This is a genomic window from Psychroflexus planctonicus, assembly GCF_014640195.1.
Taxonomy (GTDB): domain Bacteria; phylum Bacteroidota; class Bacteroidia; order Flavobacteriales; family Flavobacteriaceae; genus Psychroflexus; species Psychroflexus planctonicus.
The window spans coordinates 60,027-76,908 of the sequence record NZ_BMGM01000008.1 but is presented as its reverse complement, the minus strand read 5'-3'; the positions used below and the strand labels follow the sequence as shown (position 1 = coordinate 76,908).

The 16,882-nt window shown below is 33.6% G+C and carries 13 protein-coding genes; 5 read left to right on the top strand and 8 right to left on the bottom strand.

Annotated elements, in window-relative coordinates:
- The first annotated feature begins 123 nt into the window (after window positions 1–123).
- Window positions 124–2,883, top strand: coding sequence for a gluzincin family metallopeptidase (locus IEV72_RS09810; RefSeq protein WP_229731873.1), 2,760 nt, complete (start codon window positions 124–126; stop codon window positions 2,881–2,883).
- 371 nt (window positions 2,884–3,254) lie between these two features.
- On the opposite strand, the gene IEV72_RS09805 is transcribed toward IEV72_RS09810, so the two are convergent.
- Complete coding sequence (locus tag IEV72_RS09805; protein ID WP_188458932.1) at window positions 3,255–4,202, bottom strand: NAD(P)H-dependent flavin oxidoreductase; 948 nt, start codon at window positions 4,200–4,202, stop codon at window positions 3,255–3,257.
- A gap of 10 nt (window positions 4,203–4,212) precedes the next feature.
- A complete protein-coding gene (mnmA, locus tag IEV72_RS09800) occupies window positions 4,213–5,388 on the bottom strand; it encodes a tRNA 2-thiouridine(34) synthase MnmA (protein WP_188458931.1) in 1,176 nt (391 codons plus the stop codon).
- Between the two features lie 231 nt (window positions 5,389–5,619).
- Here mnmA and IEV72_RS09795 point away from each other — a divergent pair, with 231 nt between their 5' ends.
- The 4 genes from IEV72_RS09795 to IEV72_RS09780 all read left to right on the top strand — a co-directional run bounded on the left by IEV72_RS09795 (window position 5,620) and on the right by IEV72_RS09780 (window position 8,342).
- On the top strand, window positions 5,620–5,832 hold the full coding sequence (locus IEV72_RS09795) for a DUF2683 family protein (protein WP_188458930.1): 213 nt from the start codon (window positions 5,620–5,622) through the stop codon (window positions 5,830–5,832).
- A complete protein-coding gene (locus IEV72_RS09790; protein ID WP_188458929.1) occupies window positions 5,814–6,095 on the top strand; it encodes a Txe/YoeB family addiction module toxin in 282 nt (93 codons plus the stop codon). Before IEV72_RS09795 ends, IEV72_RS09790 begins: the two co-directional genes overlap by 19 nt.
- A gap of 86 nt (window positions 6,096–6,181) precedes the next feature.
- Window positions 6,182–6,943: a hypothetical protein gene (locus tag IEV72_RS09785; protein ID WP_188458928.1), complete on the top strand. Its 762-nt coding sequence runs from the start codon at window positions 6,182–6,184 to the stop codon at window positions 6,941–6,943.
- Between the two features lie 61 nt (window positions 6,944–7,004).
- Entirely contained in the window at window positions 7,005–8,342 is a 1,338-nt protein-coding gene (locus IEV72_RS09780) for a fasciclin domain-containing protein (RefSeq protein WP_188458927.1), read from the top strand.
- 136 nt (window positions 8,343–8,478) lie between these two features.
- Here the strand turns inward: IEV72_RS09780 and IEV72_RS09775 are convergent, their stop codons facing one another.
- From IEV72_RS09775 to IEV72_RS09750, 6 genes are all read right to left on the bottom strand, one after another.
- Window positions 8,479–10,521, bottom strand: coding sequence for a protein-disulfide reductase DsbD family protein (locus tag IEV72_RS09775; protein ID WP_188458926.1), 2,043 nt, complete (start codon window positions 10,519–10,521; stop codon window positions 8,479–8,481).
- Window positions 10,491–11,807, bottom strand: coding sequence for a tRNA lysidine(34) synthetase TilS (gene tilS, locus IEV72_RS09770; protein ID WP_188458925.1), 1,317 nt, complete (start codon window positions 11,805–11,807; stop codon window positions 10,491–10,493). Before tilS ends, IEV72_RS09775 begins: the two co-directional genes overlap by 31 nt.
- Before the next feature lie 3 nt (window positions 11,808–11,810).
- On the bottom strand, window positions 11,811–13,124 hold the full coding sequence (locus IEV72_RS09765) for an anthranilate synthase component I family protein (protein WP_188458924.1): 1,314 nt from the start codon (window positions 13,122–13,124) through the stop codon (window positions 11,811–11,813).
- Entirely contained in the window at window positions 13,125–13,670 is a 546-nt protein-coding gene (locus IEV72_RS09760) for an NADPH-dependent FMN reductase (protein WP_188458923.1), read from the bottom strand.
- Window positions 13,671–13,803: 133 nt separating this feature from the next.
- The gene (gene rpsU, locus IEV72_RS09755; RefSeq protein WP_188458922.1) at window positions 13,804–13,998 is read right to left on the bottom strand and encodes a 30S ribosomal protein S21; all 195 of its coding nucleotides are present in this window, start codon (window positions 13,996–13,998) and stop codon (window positions 13,804–13,806) included.
- Window positions 13,999–14,207: 209 nt separating this feature from the next.
- Window positions 14,208–16,826, bottom strand: a complete 2,619-nt coding sequence (locus IEV72_RS09750) for an AsmA family protein (RefSeq protein ID WP_188458921.1) — start codon at window positions 16,824–16,826, stop codon at window positions 14,208–14,210.
- Between the last annotated feature and the right edge of the window lie 56 nt (window positions 16,827–16,882).

Genomic DNA, 16,882 nt, shown 5'->3' with positions numbered 1-16,882 from the left:
TTGAATTATACATTATGTAAAAGGTAAACCTTACTTTAGCGAAGATTGTATAAAATGAAAAAATTGCCCTTAAAGCTATTCCTAAAAATAATTTGTGTTTTGTTTCTGTTCAGTTGCGGTTGTTTGCATGCCCAACAATCTATCCGTGCAGATGTGAGCATGAATGAAGCTTTGCGCGGTTTTGATATTCAACAAGAAATCAACTTTAAAAATACTTCTAAAGATACCTTGTACAGCCTTTGGTTGTATGATTGGGTAAATGCTTTTTCTGATAAAAGAAGTCCACTGGGCAAGCGTTATGCACAAGAATACACTCGAAAATTTCATTTTGCATCTGCAGAAGATCGAGGCGGTACAAACTTGGATTATATTTCTAATCAAAATGAAAATTTAGCTTGGAAAAGGCCTAAAAAACAAGTAGATTTAATTGAAGTAAAATTGAAGAATGCGCTTTTACCAGGTGAAGAAATTCAATTGAATTTAGCTTATGCAATTTCAATTCCTTTAGATAAATTTACAGGATTTGGGTACAATAACGGGAATTTTAAAATGAAGTATTGGTTAATACAACCAGCGGTATATCAAAATGAATGGTGGAAATACAGCGATTTAGAGCTTTTTGATTTGCCTCAACAAAAAATTGATTATCAAATTGAATTGTCTTTGCCTAAAAAATATGCAGTAGCCACTGCTTTAGAAAAAAAGGAAATTTCTGAAACCAATGAAATAAAAACCCTCTTGCTTTCTGGCGAAAATCAAAGCCAAATTGATTTGCATTTGGAATTACTAAATACCTTTAGCACAACCGTTACCGATTTTGGAACAATAGTTTCGAATATAAGAGAAAACCAACTCAACGAAAATATTGAAGCGCTGATTACCGATCGAATTTTAAATTTTTTAAAAGTAAGGTTGGACAAGTTTCCTAATCAACGAATTTTAGTTTCAGAAAACGATTACAACATCTCACCGGTGTATGGCTTGAACCAATTACCCGATTTTATTAGACCGTTTCCAGATGGTTTTCAATTTGATATAAAATTATTCAAAACCTTAACAGCCCAATATCTAAAGCATTCGGTGTTTATTAACTCCAGAAAAGATCAATGGATTTTAGATGCCATTCAATTTTCATTAATGATGGAATACGTAGAATTATTTTATCCGAATACAAAATTGCTCGGCACTTTAAGTAATATAAAAGGAATTAATTGGACGCATGCTTCAACTTTAGATTTCAATGACCAGTACGATTTTTTATTGCAAACTATGATTCGCCAAAACATCGATCAAACTTTAATGACTCCTCAGGATTCTTTGTTGCGTTTTAATCAAAAAATTGCCAATCCGTATAAAGCTGGAATTGCTATGGCTTATTTAAAAGATTATAGTAGCAATCAAGAAGTAAATAAAGGAATTAAAGACTTTTATGCAAAAAATAAGTCTTCGCATACCAATGTAACTGATTTCAGAAAAAGTTTAAGCAATCAAACTCAAAAAAACATAGATTGGTGGTTTGATGATTTTGCCAAAGAAAATGAGTTTATCGATTTCAAAATAAAAAGCGCAAAGCGAAACAATAACAAGGATTCTATAGAAGTTAAACTTATTAATCGCTATCCTAATAGTTTACCTGTTGCCATTTCGCAAATAAAAGATGATAAGGAAATTTCTAGAGTTTGGATTGAAGGTTTTGGAAAAGATACCGTAGTAAAAATTAAAAATGAAGGTGCAGAACGTGTGGCTGTTAACTTTAATGAAGTTATTCCTGAGCTAAATAAGCGAAACAACTATCAACGGGTAACAAAATTATTTAGTAAACCAATACAAATACGGATTTTAGAAGATATTGAAGATCCAACTAAAGAGCAGCTTTTTTTAATTCCTGAATTTGGATATAATTTATATGATGGGTTTTATACAGGACCCAAATTTTACAATACTTCTCTGTTACCCAAACAATTTAGCTATAGCCTGTCTCCTAAATATGGATTGGTAAGCAATGCATTAATCGGTTCGGGTTCTTTAGATTATACTTTTTTATTTAAAAACGATGATATTTTTTCCATACGGACTGGAATAGGCGGCTCTCGTTTTTCGTATGATGTAGATCTATTTTTCAATTCATATTCTACCTATGCAAGTTTTTTTTACAGACCAAAAGACTTGCGAAACAACGTGAGACAAGCCTTAACCGTTAGAAGTACAAGTGTAAATAGAGACCGTAGCGAAAACACTACTTTTAATGAACCCAACTACGATATTTATAATTTAAATTACCGATATCAAAACAAAAATTTAGATCGTTTTTTTACTGCTCAAGCTGATTATCAATTATCTAAAAATTTCAGTAAAATTTCTGCAACTGCCACCTTCAGAAAACTTTTTGTGAACAATAGGCAAATCAACTTTCGCTTTTATGGTGGTTTGTTTTTGTTCAATGACACCTCAACCGATTTTTTTAGTTTTGCTTTAGACCGACCAACCGATTATATGTTCGATTATAATTATTATGGACGTAGCGAAGAAAGCGGATTGTTTAGTCAACAGTTTATCATGGCAGAAGGTGGTTTTAAATCGATGTTACAACCTGCTTTTGCCAACCAATGGATTGCTACAACCAATGCAAGTACTACCATTTGGAATTGGATTTTTGCTTATGGCGATATGGGTTTTGTGAAAAATGAAGGAAGTAATCCAGAATTTTTGTACGATTCAGGTATTCGATTAAATCTTGTAGAAGATTATTTTGAAGTCTACTTACCAGCGTATTCAAGTTTAGGTTGGGAAATGGGAGAGTCTGATTACGCAGAACGTATTCGGTTTATTGTTACACTAGATATTCCAACTCTATTCCGTTTGTTCACTAGGAAATGGTATTGATGAAGGCTTTGTAAGGGTGAGCGAAGTTACAAATTTCGCTTAGCTGATGTCTAGCATTGAACGAAGTTATTCGTGCATTAGTAATTGATGATTTCAGATTTTATATTTCAGATTTTAGATTTATAGATTTCAGATTTATAGATTTCAGATTTATAGATTTATAGATTTTAGCTTGTTATATGGGCAAATTTTATTGATAAAAAGTTATCAGGCTTGAAAATCCTTATAAAGCAGATACACTTTGTTTAGCGGTGCAAAGTTGTAGACTTCGCTTAGCCGATGTCTAGCATTGAGCGAAGTTATTCGTGCATTAGTGGCATATTTGTTTTATACACACAATGAATAATCAGCTTTAAATGTTGGAATTTTTACTACAAAACAGCAACTTCTTGTTTTGCGGCTTCAAATTCAGTAATAATTTCTTTTACAATTTCAGCTGCAGGTTGTATTTTATCTATCAATCCAGCAATTTGACCAATTTCTAATTCACCTTCTTCCAAATCGCCTTCAAACATTCCTTTTTTAGCTCTTGCCCTACCGAGCAATTCTTTAAGTTCTTCTGGAGTTGTTCCTTTTTGATATAATTTCTGAACATCTTCAAAAAACTTGTTTTTAATCAATCGCACAGGAGCTAATTCTTTCAAGGTTAACTGCGTTGCACCTTCTTTGGCTTTTACTACTTCTTGTTTAAATTTAAGATGAGACGAAGCTTCATGACTTGCCACAAATCGAGTTCCAATTTGCACTGCATCAGCTCCAAGAACCATAGCAGCCAACATGGCTTTTCCAGTAGCAATTCCACCAGCAGCAATTAACGGAATTTCAATTTCTTTAGCTACCATCGGGATTAAAGTAAATGTAGTCGTTTCTTCTCTTCCGTTGTGTCCACCGGCTTCAAAACCTTCGGCAACCACCGCATCTACTCCAGCTTCTTGTGCTTTTAAAGCAAATTTTACACTGCTCACCACATGCACTACTTGTATTCCGTTTTCTTTTAAAATTGGTGTCCAAGTTTTGGGGTTTCCTGCTGATGTAAAAACAATAGGTACTTTTTCTTCGATGATAATTTGCATGATTTTATCCAAATCGGGATACAACATAGGAACATTTACCGCAAAAGGTTTTTGTGTTGCTTTTTTACATTTTTGAATATGTTCCCTTAAAACTTCAGGATACATAGAACCTGCGCCAATAATTCCTAAGCCACCTTCATTACTCACTCCTGAAGCTAATTTCCAGCCACTAGCCCAAATCATACCAGCTTGAATTAAAGGATATTGTATATTAAAAAGCGAAGTAATTCGGTTGTTTTGTTGCATGTTTTTTAAATTAAGAAATTACACCCGACCCAAGCAATTCGTCTCCTTCATACCAAGCCACAAATTGTCCTTCGGCAATAGCGTATTGTTCATTTTCAAAAATAACAAATAAGCCTTCTTTTTCTAGGTATAAAGTAGCTTTTTCTAAAGGCTGACGGTACCTAATTCTAGCCATCACTTCTAGGCTTTCGCCTATTTTTAAAGTTAAATCTGTTCTTAACCAATGTGTTTCATGGGGTTTTACCACCAAACCTTTGCGCTGTAAACCTGGATGATTTTTGCCTTGGCCAGTATAAATCACGTTTTCTTTTACATCGGTGTCAATTACAAACAATGGTTCTTTAGTTCCACCAACTGCCAAGCCTTTGCGTTGTCCTTTGGTAAAAAAATGTGCTCCATCGTGCGTACCTACTTTTTTTCCGTCTGCTGAAGAATATTCGTATTTAGAAGTCGCTTCAAGTAAACTATTTTCGAATGATTTTTGATTATTGTAAATGGGCGAATCTGCATCAATTTCAATAATGTCTCCTTTTTTGGGTTTCAATTGCTGTTGAAGAAACTCAGGTAATCGAACTTTCCCGATAAAGCACAAACCTTGTGAATCTTTTTTATCGGCTGTCACTAAATTTTGTTCAGTTGCAATTTTTCTAACTTCAGACTTTTGCAATTCACCTATAGGAAAAATAATTTTAGAAAGTTGTTCTTGAGAAATCTGGCATAAAAAATAAGACTGATCTTTGTTTTGATCTTTTCCTGCTAAAAGTTGGTGAATTTCTTTTCCTTCTTTTTCAAAACTTGTTTTTCGGCAATAATGTCCCGTTGCCACATAATCTGCACCAAGCGATTCGGCTATTTTTAAAAAAACGTCAAATTTGATTTCGCGGTTACACAACACGTCTGGATTGGGCGTCCTGCCTTCTTCGTATTCCTTAAACATGTAATCTACAATCCGCTCTTTGTATTCTGCACTTAAGTCAACTGTTTGAAAAGGAATGCCTAATTTTTCAGCTACCAGCATGGCATCATTGCTATCGTCTAACCAAGGACATTCATCGCTAATGGTTACGCTATCGTCATGCCAGTTTTTCATAAACAATCCAATAACTTCGTAGCCCATTTCCTTGCATAAATAGGCTGTTACACTCGAATCTACTCCGCCACTAAGTCCTACAACTACTCTTTTCATTTTACTTTTATAGTCTGCAAAAATAGGAAATTTAGCTGCTAAAAAACGCTAAAAGTATTGAAGTTACAAATGCCGATATAAGGGTTTAAAAGCCAATCTATTTAATGTTACATATTCATCTAATATGAGCAAATTACATCTAATTTTAAAAGATTCAGGTTTTCTGAAAGTAGAAACAAAAACATATATTCATCTAAAAATCATATCTTTGTGTTATAAAACTTCAACATCATGACAACTATTAAAATAAATGAACATTCTGAAAAAGGAAAAGCATTACTTGCTTTTCTAAAAGCTTTTCATGTAGATAAAAAGGATGTACAAGTGGTCGAAGAGCCAGAAAGCAGCTACAACAAAGCATTTGTTGCTAAAATTCAAAAGGCAAGAGAAGAAAAAGGAATTGAACTCCCAGCAGATAAAGACATATGGGAAATTATCGAATAGTCATTAAAAAAACAGCAAAGAAAGATTTTGCAAAACATAAAAAATCTGGCAATGTAAAAAGCACAGCCAAAATTTCTAAAATTATTGAAGAATTAAAAGTTCATCCCTATTCTGGAACCGGTAAACCTGAGCAATTAAAACATGAGCTTAGTGGTCTTTGGTCTAGAAGAATCAATAAAAAAGACCGATTGATTTACGAAGTAGTTGAAAATGTGGTGACGGTGTATATCATTTCTGCAATGGGACACTATTATGACAAATAAGAAATTTTTAAATAAAGCTTCAATTTTGCAAACAAAAACTAATCTTACAAGCTAAATAAAACCAATTTACTCTTCAAAAAAAAGGTATGAAAAGTGAAAAATACATTCCTGGAATTTATAATTATTGCGATCGCTGGTGCGAAAAATGCCAATTAGCCCACCGGTGTAAGTTGTATGCTGATGAACAAGAACAACTAAAAAATGTAAATAGCCAAGATGATTTTATAGAGATTGTTGCTAAAAGTCTAAGTAAAACCATTGAACTTCTTTATACAATTGCAGAAGAAAAAGGAATAGATTTAGATGCTATTGAAACCGATGAAGAACTAGAAAAAGAAAGACAAACTAAATTTGAAGAAGCCACGCAACATCCTTTGTTTCTTTCTGCTGAAGAATACTCGAATAAAGCTAGTCAGTGGCTGAAAGAGAAGGATTATTTTGAAAAAGAAAAAGCTGAGTTGATTCATTTAATTGAAATTGGTGTAGATGTAGAAAAGCACAAAAAATCAATCCAAATTATAGATGAAGCTTTAAGCATCATCAATTGGTACCAATTTCAAATTTCGGTTAAGCTGTCTACTTCTATTCGGTTTTTTCCGCACGACGCTGAATTTGAAGACGAAATTCAGAACATGCATCATGCTGCTGCAAAAATAGCTTTAATAGGAATTGAAAACTCGATGAAAGCTTGGCAAAGCTTACTAGAAATGCTAAATGAAGAAAACGAAGATTTCATTTTAAACTTATTGCTTCAATTAGAACGACTAAAACGAAATATCTTAACCCAATTTCCGTTAGTAAATCAATTTAAACGTCCTGGTTTTGATGAACGAAAATCAATTCAGTAATAAGTTTACAGCGAATACTTTTTTTAAATTCATCCAGTTAACTAATTTTGAACAAAAACAAATGACCTTACAGCAACTTTCGGTTAAACTCCCTTTTTTATTCATCTTCACTTTATTCATTTCTTGTGATCAAGACGATAGCAATACCCAACCGATATTGGGTTTACCAACAACTTCAGAGATAATTGCAAATAGCGATGAACACGTTATATTAAGTAACTTACTAACAGAATATGGCTTAGACGAAGTGCTAAACGAAGGTACATTTACCATTTTTGCGCCTATTGATGCAGCTTTTGAAAACATAGACACTAATAATTTTTCAGAAAGTGAAATGATTAATTTTCTTTTGAATCATGTGGTTCAAGGAAATGCCACTTCTGGAGATTTATCCAATAGGTATTTAGATACTCAAGCTAGCGTCACAATTAATGAAAGAGAGAGTAATTTAAGTTTGTTGGTTACTCTTGGCGAAAACATATTTTTAAATGCAAGCAGTCAAGTAATCGAACCCGATTTGGAAGCATCAAATGGCACAATACATATTGTAGACCAAGTTATTGAAACTCCAAAGCTCAGTACTTTTGTAAATAACGATCCTAATTTTGCTTTTTTGTTTACTGCACTTTCGCGTGAAGATCAACCTGATTACTTAGAAACTTTAGATACCAATTTAGAAAACGAGCCTGCTCCTATCACGCTTTTTGCTCCTTCTAATGAAGCCTTTACAACGGCTTTATCTTTGCTAGGATTAGAAGATTTAGACCAAATTGATGCAGCTACTCTAACTGAAATATTGAATTTACATTTGCTAACCAATTCTAATTTGCGAGAAATCGATTTTACCGAAGAAAATATTCAAACTTTGGGCGGAGATTTGGCTTACGATACGGAAAACAATGTTATTGTAGATATAAATGGAAGAGAAATTGAATTTGCCACTCGAGATGTACAAACTACCAACGGAGTGCTTCACGTAATAGAAGATGTAATTCTACCCGAATCAGATTTAGAAGATCCGGATGAAGATGAAGATGTAAATTTTACCTTAGATAACGAAGCAAATCTTGCTTATTTTGTGTCTGAAATTGAAGGAAATGAAGATGTTTCTACTTTAAGTGAAAACAATTCTACTTGGACATTGTCCGTTGGTTCACGTTACAACATCAACGTAGTTAATGCTGGAAGCCATCCATTGGAATTAAGAGATGGAACAAACGAAACCCTGCTAGCCCAATCTGAAGCCATTGAAGGTAACTTTGAAAATGACGAAGAAGTAAACTTTAGCGTAGAAGGAACTATTTTCAGTTTTACCTTAACCCAAGAATTAGCCAACCAGCTATCCAGTTACTTTTGTAGCAATCATCCTGCAATAAACGGAAGTATTATAGTGAATTAATTTACTAGCCGTCATTCCTCACACACGATTTGGAATCAGTAGTATTTTATTTAACAAAATCTTTCTTTATCCTTGTTACCGTTTAATCAGGATAAGGCTCCGTGTCTTCAAGCGGACTGACAGAATAATCATAATACTACTCCTTAAACTCACTTAAACCTTGCTGCAACCAAGCCAAGTAAGCTTCAACGTCTGGCATGTAAGCAACTGTTTTATTCAGCATTTGAAAATTAGCATCCATGAGCACATAAAAAGGTTGCGAATTATTTTCAAAATTTACGGTTTGAAAAGTAGCCCATTTATCGCCAATGGTTTTGATTTGCTTTACGCCGCCTTTTGGACGCTCGTAATTAAATTGCTGATCTGTTGGCAATTCTTTACGATCATCTACGTACAAGGAAATCAAAATGTATTCATCTTGAATGGTTTCAAAAACACGTGGATCACTCCAAACTTGTTCTTCCATTTTACGGCAATTTACACAAGCCCAACCCGTAAAATCTAATAAAATAGGTTTGTTTTCAGCTTTTGCAGCGGCAACGCCTTCATCAAAATCTTTATAGGCTTTTAAGCCCAAAGGTCCGTCTGTTTCTTTGTCGTAAACACTATAAAACATAGGTGGTGGAAAACCACTGAGCAACTTTAAATTAGCGTGAGACGTATTGGTTAAACCTGGAACTAGATAAATAGCAAACACCAAGGTTAGAATACCAACAATAATGCGTGTTGGCTTCAAAATAGGTTTTTCAGGATCGTGTGGAAATTTAATTTTTCCGAATAAATACAAGGTCATCGCTAAAGCGATTACAATCCAAATTCCGATGAAAATCTCTCGTTTTAAAATGCCCCAATGTTCTACCATATCAGCGTTCGATAAAAATTTGAAGGCCAAACCGAGTTCTAAGAATCCTAGCACTACTTTTAAGGTAGTCATCCAACCACCTGATTTGGGTAAAGAATTTAACCAATTTGGAAACAAAGCAAACAAGCCAAATGGCAAGGCTAAGGCCAAACCAAAACCGCCCATCCCGAAAGAGAGTTGGGTAGCTCCGCCATCGCCAGATAAAGAACCACCAAGCAATGAACCTAAAATTGGTCCTGTACACGAAAAGGAAACTAAAGCCAAAGTAAGCGCCATAAAAAACACACCGATTAATCCACCCACACTGGTCGCTTTTTGGTCTAATCGATTACTCCAAGATTGCGGTAATGTAATTTCGAAATAGCCAAAAAAGGAAATGGCAAAAATGATGAATATTAAAAAGAAGAAAATATTTAAATAGGTGTTGGTGGAAATATTATTTAAAATTTCAGGATTAACTGAGTCTAACAAATGAAACGGAATACTTAATATTAAATAAATAGCCACAATAAAAACCGCATACATAATAGCGTTTAGCAAACCAATTTTACGGGTTCTTGCGCCTTTGGTAAAAAAGGAAACCGTTAACGGAATCATAGGAAAAACACAGGGTGTGAGCAAAGCGATAAAACCACCAAAAAAACCTAAAAGAAAGATGGTAAAATTGGTATCGGGTTCTTCGTTTTCTTTTTCAGCTAAAGTGAAACGATCTTCCTGTAAGTCAATTTTTAAGGAGTTAGTCAACTTTTGGTCAGCTTCATCTACTTCTATTTTTTGACCTGAAACTTGTAAACTTTGTGAAGCCAAATCGAAGTTTAACTCAAAAGCTTCTACATCGGGAGGCAAGCATTTTTCGTCGTCGCAAATCATAAACAACACATCTAAAAGCAAAGCTTCATCTGCGTTGTTTACTTTAATTTTTTGTGTAAAAACCGCTTCATCTATAAAATACTTTAAGTCGGTTTTGAATATTTGATCAAATTTTTCGATTCCCCCTGGTTCGCTTGTTTCACCGATTAATTCGTAAGCTTCATTTTCAAAAACAAAAGTAAATTCTGTAGGAATTGGTCCATTTTCGCCTTCTGGAATAGGACGTTGTGATGGTAAATGCCAATTTTCTGCTATGTTAGCTTTTATTTGAAGTTCAAACACATTTTCGCCTTGTGGCACAGCCTCTATTTCAAAAGAAAGGTAATTTTCTTCTTCTTGAGTTGTTTCAGTTGGTTGCCCAAATTGAGCTTGTAAACTAGTGGTGAATAATAAAACTAAACTTGTAAAAACAAATATTAAGCTTCTAGACAACTTATTTTTAGGCATTTCTTTGTGTTTTCGGTTACTTTAAATTTTTCGCTAATTCGGTGATTTATCACCCAAACAATTTCTTGATTGGAGCATAAAACCCAAGTCTGTTTTTTTATGGAAGTCGGCACTTTTTCATCCCTTAAAAAATGACTCACTTTTTTTTGCTTCTGCAAACCTAAGGGATAAAACCGATCGGTTGTATTAGCCAAGCGCATACTTAAGGGAAACTTAAGTTTTTGGCGATCTAAATAAGCAATTTGCTTTGCCACTTCGCCTATTTTTTCTACTTCTTCCAATTCTAAAACAGAATGGCCAAATTTAACTACTTTATCGGTTTCAGATATAGCAATTTCAATATTATTGGCTTGTTTTTGATTGATAAAAATCAGGATTTGGTCTCTGTTTTTTTCTAGTGTATGTGTTTCAGACAAAACTTGTTTTCCTGTTTCTGCATCTTTTAAATCGTAAACACTTTGCCAGTCGGTAAAACCAAAACTGTTTAGCAATTGATATAAAGCTGCATCAGGATGTTGAAGTTTTTTGAGCTTATGAAGATCTAAAACATAGTAATTTTTCTCTTCAGAAATAAGCTCTTTGAACAACAAAGTTGAATAATCTTCTAACAAATTATGGCTTTGTTGCAAATTATGAAGCGTTTGCTGAAAGGAAGCCAGCAAATTTGGGTTTTCTTGTTCCAGTAAAGGAACAACTTGATGGCGAATTCGGTTTCTGAAATACGTATCTTTTTCATTGGATGCATCTTCACGCCATTTCCAATGTTGACGCTCAGCTTCCTGCTGAATGTCTTTCTTGCTAAACGGAAGCAATGGCCTAATTACCTTTTGGGTTTGTTGTGGCACGCCTAGAAGACCTTTTAAACCAGTACCGCGAATGCTGTGCATTACATAATTTTCTAAACTATCGTTTACATGATGTGCAGTAGCTATACAATGATATTGATGTTGTTCTGCCACTTCATAAAACCATGCATAACGCAATTTTCTTGCGGTTAACTGAATGGATTCGCCTGCAAATTTCGCTTCTTTTTCGGTTTCAAAATCAATCGTGTAAAATGGGCAATCCAATTCCTTTGCTAAGTTTTCCACAAAAAATTGGTCTTGCTTACTAGCTTCTCCACGCAATTGAAAATTACAATGCGCAATCCCTATTTGAATATTAACCATGTGTAATAATCGGGCTAAAACTACCGAATCTACTCCACCACTCACCGCAACCAAAACTTTACTTTGTGCAAGTTTGAGAAAGGAAGCATCGATATGTTTTTTGAAATTAGCTAACATAAATTATCCAAAATAATTGCTTTCTAATTCAGGTACTAAAACGTTTTGCAGCGCTTTAGCTTTTACCAAACATTCTTGAAATTCCTTTTCAGGAATGGATTTTTCAGTAATAGCGCTACCTACCATATAGTTTACAAATGAAGCATTTTGGTTGTACAAAATACTTCTAATTACTACGTTAAAATCGAAATCGCCTTGGGGTGAAAAAAAGCCTATTGCACCACTATACAAACCGCGTTTTGTGCTTTCGGTAGCTTCAATAATTTGCATGGCAGAAACTTTTGGCGCGCCCGTCATGCTTCCCATCGGGAAGGTAGTTTGAATAACATCTACAGGTGTTTTACCTTCTTGTAAAGTAGAAGTAACCGTAGAAATAAGTTGATGTACCTGTTTAAAGCTGTAAGGTTCGCAAAGTTTTTCAACCTGAACGCTTCCTTTTTCTGCTGTTTTAGACAAGTCGTTTCTTACCAAATCAACAATCATTACATTTTCTGACTTTTCTTTTTCGTCTTGTAATAATGCCTGCAGCAAACTATTGTCTTCATTTACATCTTCACTTCTAGGAGCTGTGCCTTTAATGGGTTGAGAAATTATTTTATTCCCTATTTTTTTTAAGTAGCGTTCTGGACTTGCACTTAAGGCATATAATTCATCAAATTTGCAAAAACTAGCAAATGGAGTTTGTGAGATTTCGGTTAAGGCTTCAAAAGTGGTTAATGGATTAATTTTGGCATTTTCGGCATAAAATTCTTGGCAAAAATTCACTTCGTAAATATCGCCTCGATGGATGTGCGCTAAAATCTGATTTACTTGTTTGAGATAAGTAGATTTAGAAATTCTAGATTTTAAATCAGGTAAATTGGCTTCAATAGTCTCTGGAAGTTTATAATTCTCAATTTCTTCCCAATCCGTTTCTATTTCATCTGCACAAAGGTTTAGATATAAAACTTCACATTGATTTCCTTTGAGTAAAAATAATTTTTGGGGTTGAAAGAAGTACAAATCTGGAAAACGCAAGCCATCAACATTAGTTGAAGTTAAGTTTTCGGTATCGTTTTTTAAATCATAAGACAAGTAGCCAAAAATCCAATCTTTTGTAGTTTGCTGGTATTCGTTTAATTGTTCGAATGCTTGGTGGTAATCGGTTTTGATAGCTGTAAATTCTTCAACAGCTAAAATGGCGTCGTATTCTGCATACAAACTAGGAAATTGATTGCTATCTAACCAAACCAAAGTAGAAAATTGCTGCGCCCAAGAAAGTAAGGACTGTTTAAAATCAGTTTGATTTTCAATAGTATATTTTCTACTCGTTCTCAATTAATTCAGTAAATTTTGTTCAAAATTGGTTACCACATCGGTTAAACCTAAGGCGTATAATTCGTTAGTTAACTCATTACTGGTTTCATCGTAATTTTCTCCAAAAGACGGCAAGCTAAAACTTTCTACTATTTGAGCACCAAAGCGTGGAAATAAAACATCTCTCACATATTCTAAAGAAGACTTAGCACCTCGTTTTCCAGGCGAAGTACTCATTAATAAAACTTTCTTGCCTTGTAAAAAATTAGCATCTACCCGAGAAAGCCAATCGATGTGATTTTTGAAGAAAGCAGATGGTGCTGAATTGTGTTCATTTACCGAAATAATCAAAGCTTGGTGCTCATCTATCAAGTTTTTTAGCTGTACACTTGGTGATGGCATTCCCGCTGTTTTTTCAATATCTGCCGAATAAATTGGTACGTCGTAGTTGCTTAATTCTATTGAAGTTACTTCATGACTAGTAATTTTTTTTACTACATGACGAAGTAATTTTGCGTTAATTGAAGTGCTAGAATTAGAACCTGAAAATGCTAATATTTTTTTCATATACATTTTTGAAATTCAAAAATACAGCATTCATATTTGCTGTAATAAAATTAAAAGCTAAAAATATCCAACAAAAAAACCAACACCTAAAAAGGTGTTGGTTTATATATCTAAAAACTGAACTTGTAAATGTTTACAGGTTCTCTTTTTCTCTAATGGATTGAATGTACTGCGCCTTTTTAAGCTGTTGTCTGTTTAACACAGAAGGCTTTGTAAATTCTTTCTTGTCACGCAAGGTTTGTAAAACTTTAGTATCGCGAAATTTTCTTTTTAAGCGTTTAAGCGCGCGATCTATCTTTTCACCATCTTTTACTTTAATTATTAACATATGTAATTGTTTACGTTCAGTTTATTTTTTCGAATTGCAAATATAGAAATAAATTAATTTATGAAACCCATGCTTATTAAATTATTTTTCAAAGCTTTTTTAATTTCTCTAAAACTGAAAACCAATAAGTTAATTAAAACCGAAGTTCTACTATTCGTATTGATTTTAACTTTGTGAATATAATCGAACTCAGGTTAAAAGATTTTCTATTATTTTTTATCTCCCTTTTTACCTCCAAACATTCCACCTAGAATGTCTTTCACTTGGTCTTCGACCTTTTCTTTTTCTTTTGTTTTAGTTGAATCGGACTCATTTTTATTATTACCGCCTAACAAATCTCCAACTTCATCTTTAATCCTATCTTCTACTTTATCTTTTACCTGTTGTTTTTGCTTTTCAATGATTTGCGCAGTTAATTCTTGAACTGCATTTTGCATATTCATTTGTAGTTTTGGATTGGTAAAACTTCCTCCAACTGTTACTGGCAAGTTAACGTACATCTGGTTTACATCTTCACCTGATAACTTAGCTAATTGGCTACCTAAGCTACTTCCAAACTTCTTTGCTGGTATTTTAAAATCTAAGGTATAATTCATACTGGCATCAAAATTATGACTCCCATTAACTTTTACATTTACTCCTTCTACTTCAAAGTCGAATGGTTTTACATCTATTTTTCCATTTTTGAAACTAGCTTGTGTGCTTAAGCCATCAAGTTTAATTTTAGAGAAATCTATTATATCTAAATTTTGGTTCAATTGATTCAGTAAAGGCGTTTGTTTTGGATCTACCGTTGCTCTATTAATTTGCGCAAGTGCACCACCTACTAAACTGCTTAAAACTGGAGAAAAATCTGCGGTTAAATTTCCTGATAAATCTATGTTGGTAGAAACTTTTCCTATCAAGGCTGAAGCAATTGGTGCTAAACTTTTTGCTAACTCCATTTGCTGCGTAATTTGAGAGATGTCTATTTGAGCAAGGCCTAACTTCATATCAAAATCTGGCTGAGCATTTCGTGTTGAAACATTCCCGTTAAGTGTAATGCTTCCACCAAATAAATTTGCTGAAACATCTTGTAAACTTGCGGTCTCGTTTTTAATAATCATACTTCCTGTAGCCTGACTGAGTTGCATTTGGTCATATAAAACTTTATCTGCTGAGAAATCTAAAACAATATCTAAAAAGTCAGGGATTTTAATAGCTTCTTCAGTTTGTGTATTGTTTTTTGAATTTTCATTAGCATCAGATTCTTCATTTTCATTTTCAGATTTCATCATAAAGTCAGAAATGGCAAAGTTCTTACTACTTGCAGTAAACCTGCCTTTTAAGGCTTGATCACTAAGTATAAAACCCATAAGGTTGTCTAATTTTCCTTGAGCAGAAAGGTCTGTGCTTCCTGTTTTCATATTCAACTTCTTCAGTTGAATATTGTTTGTAGAAAATTGAACAGCTGCTTCGCTAATGTCGTATGCGTTTGGCAAATCTTCATCTTGGTAATGAAATCCGGTTAATTTTAAATTTCCCTTGGTTTGCACATCTTGGTAGCGTTCTTCTTCAATGGCATTCATATCGAATTTTGCATTGATATCTGCTAGAAGTTTTCCGTTTAAATCTAAATCTCCTTCAATGGGATACACTTGGTTAAGCTTACTTAAGTTCAATGTTCCATTTGCATCTAAATCAATTAACATATTGGTGGTTAATCGGCTTAAATTTAACTTTCCAGCAAATTGGTCTTGATCTATTCTAAAACGGGCATCGCTTATTTTTACTTCTGTGTCTTCAACTAAACCGCTAGTGTTTAAAATATGGATGTCCATAAAAATATCTTCTACTTTTTTAGGTAAATCTGGATATTTAAAGGAAGCTTCAGCACTTTTCATTTTAATGTCTAATTTCGGAATATATGTATCATCTAGTTTTCCATAAACATGACCGTCTACATCAAAATTTCCTGAAGTTTCAACACCATCTAAATCACTGGCGTAAGCTTCTGGAATTAAGGCTAAAAAGTTTTTAAAATCGGATGTTGGTGTATTGAATTTGATGTCCATTTCGGCATCTTTTTCATTCATTTGGTAATATCCATCAAAGCGCAAAGCAAGTTGATTGATAATGGCTTCGTTTTCTAAAAAGCTGAATTTCATCTGATCTAAATCAATTCCCAATTCTGCATCTAACTGAATAAAATTGTCTGATAAATAGTTGGTTCCTTCTAAATCGAAACTCACTTTAGAGTCGGTATGCGTTCGTAAATTAAATACACTAGTTGAAAAATCTCCATCTCCTGAATGGTTGAGTTCTTTTAAACTGAAAGCCATTTGGCCTGGTTCATCTATAAAAATAATTTCAGAATTATTAATTTCATAATGCTTCAAATCCAGTTGAAAACTCGAAGGTGTTTCATCTGCTGTTTCAGCTTCTGTTTCTGTTGCTTTGGCAATGTCCCAATTGGATTTCCCTTCAGCATTGGTTTTTAGATAAATTAGAGATTCATCTAAAACAATTTCATCTAAGCTGTAGCCTTCATTTTTAAAAAGCTGCATCAGCCCCATTTTTAAATTTAATTGTTCTGCATAAAAAAGGGTGTCTCCTTCAAAAGGAGCATTATTTTCAACAAGCAATTGCTGTAAACCAACCGATGCGTTTGGGAAGTTTCTAATTAAACTCAGGTCTACTTCTTCCCAAGTTACCTTTGCATTTAAGTTGGTATTGATTTCTTTTTTAATAAACTTCTCTATACTTCCTTTAAACAAAAAGGGAGCAGCGATTAATATAATTAATAAGACGAGTATTACAATCCCGAATATTTTAAGTCCTTTTTTCATGAAAGTAAATTTTAAAAATTAAGTTGGTATTATATTTCAAATGTAAGCATAATAAA

Excerpts from the sequence above, each read along its gene's own strand:
- IEV72_RS09805 (WP_188458932.1), bottom strand. The coding sequence starts at position 4,202 with ATGCAACAAAACAACCGAATTACTTCGCTTTTTAATATACAATATCCT.
- mnmA (WP_188458931.1), bottom strand. The coding sequence starts at position 5,388 with ATGAAAAGAGTAGTTGTAGGACTTAGTGGCGGAGTAGATTCGAGTGTA.
- IEV72_RS09795 (WP_188458930.1), top strand. The coding sequence starts at position 5,620 with ATGACAACTATTAAAATAAATGAACATTCTGAAAAAGGAAAAGCATTA.
- IEV72_RS09790 (WP_188458929.1), top strand. The coding sequence starts at position 5,814 with ATGGGAAATTATCGAATAGTCATTAAAAAAACAGCAAAGAAAGATTTT.
- IEV72_RS09785 (WP_188458928.1), top strand. The coding sequence starts at position 6,182 with ATGAAAAGTGAAAAATACATTCCTGGAATTTATAATTATTGCGATCGC.
- IEV72_RS09780 (WP_188458927.1), top strand. The coding sequence starts at position 7,005 with ATGACCTTACAGCAACTTTCGGTTAAACTCCCTTTTTTATTCATCTTC.
- IEV72_RS09775 (WP_188458926.1), bottom strand. The coding sequence starts at position 10,521 with ATGCCTAAAAATAAGTTGTCTAGAAGCTTAATATTTGTTTTTACAAGT.
- tilS (WP_188458925.1), bottom strand. The coding sequence starts at position 11,807 with ATGTTAGCTAATTTCAAAAAACATATCGATGCTTCCTTTCTCAAACTT.
- IEV72_RS09760 (WP_188458923.1), bottom strand. The coding sequence starts at position 13,670 with ATGAAAAAAATATTAGCATTTTCAGGTTCTAATTCTAGCACTTCAATT.
- rpsU (WP_188458922.1), bottom strand. The coding sequence starts at position 13,998 with ATGTTAATAATTAAAGTAAAAGATGGTGAAAAGATAGATCGCGCGCTT.
- IEV72_RS09750 (WP_188458921.1), bottom strand. The coding sequence starts at position 16,826 with ATGAAAAAAGGACTTAAAATATTCGGGATTGTAATACTCGTCTTATTA.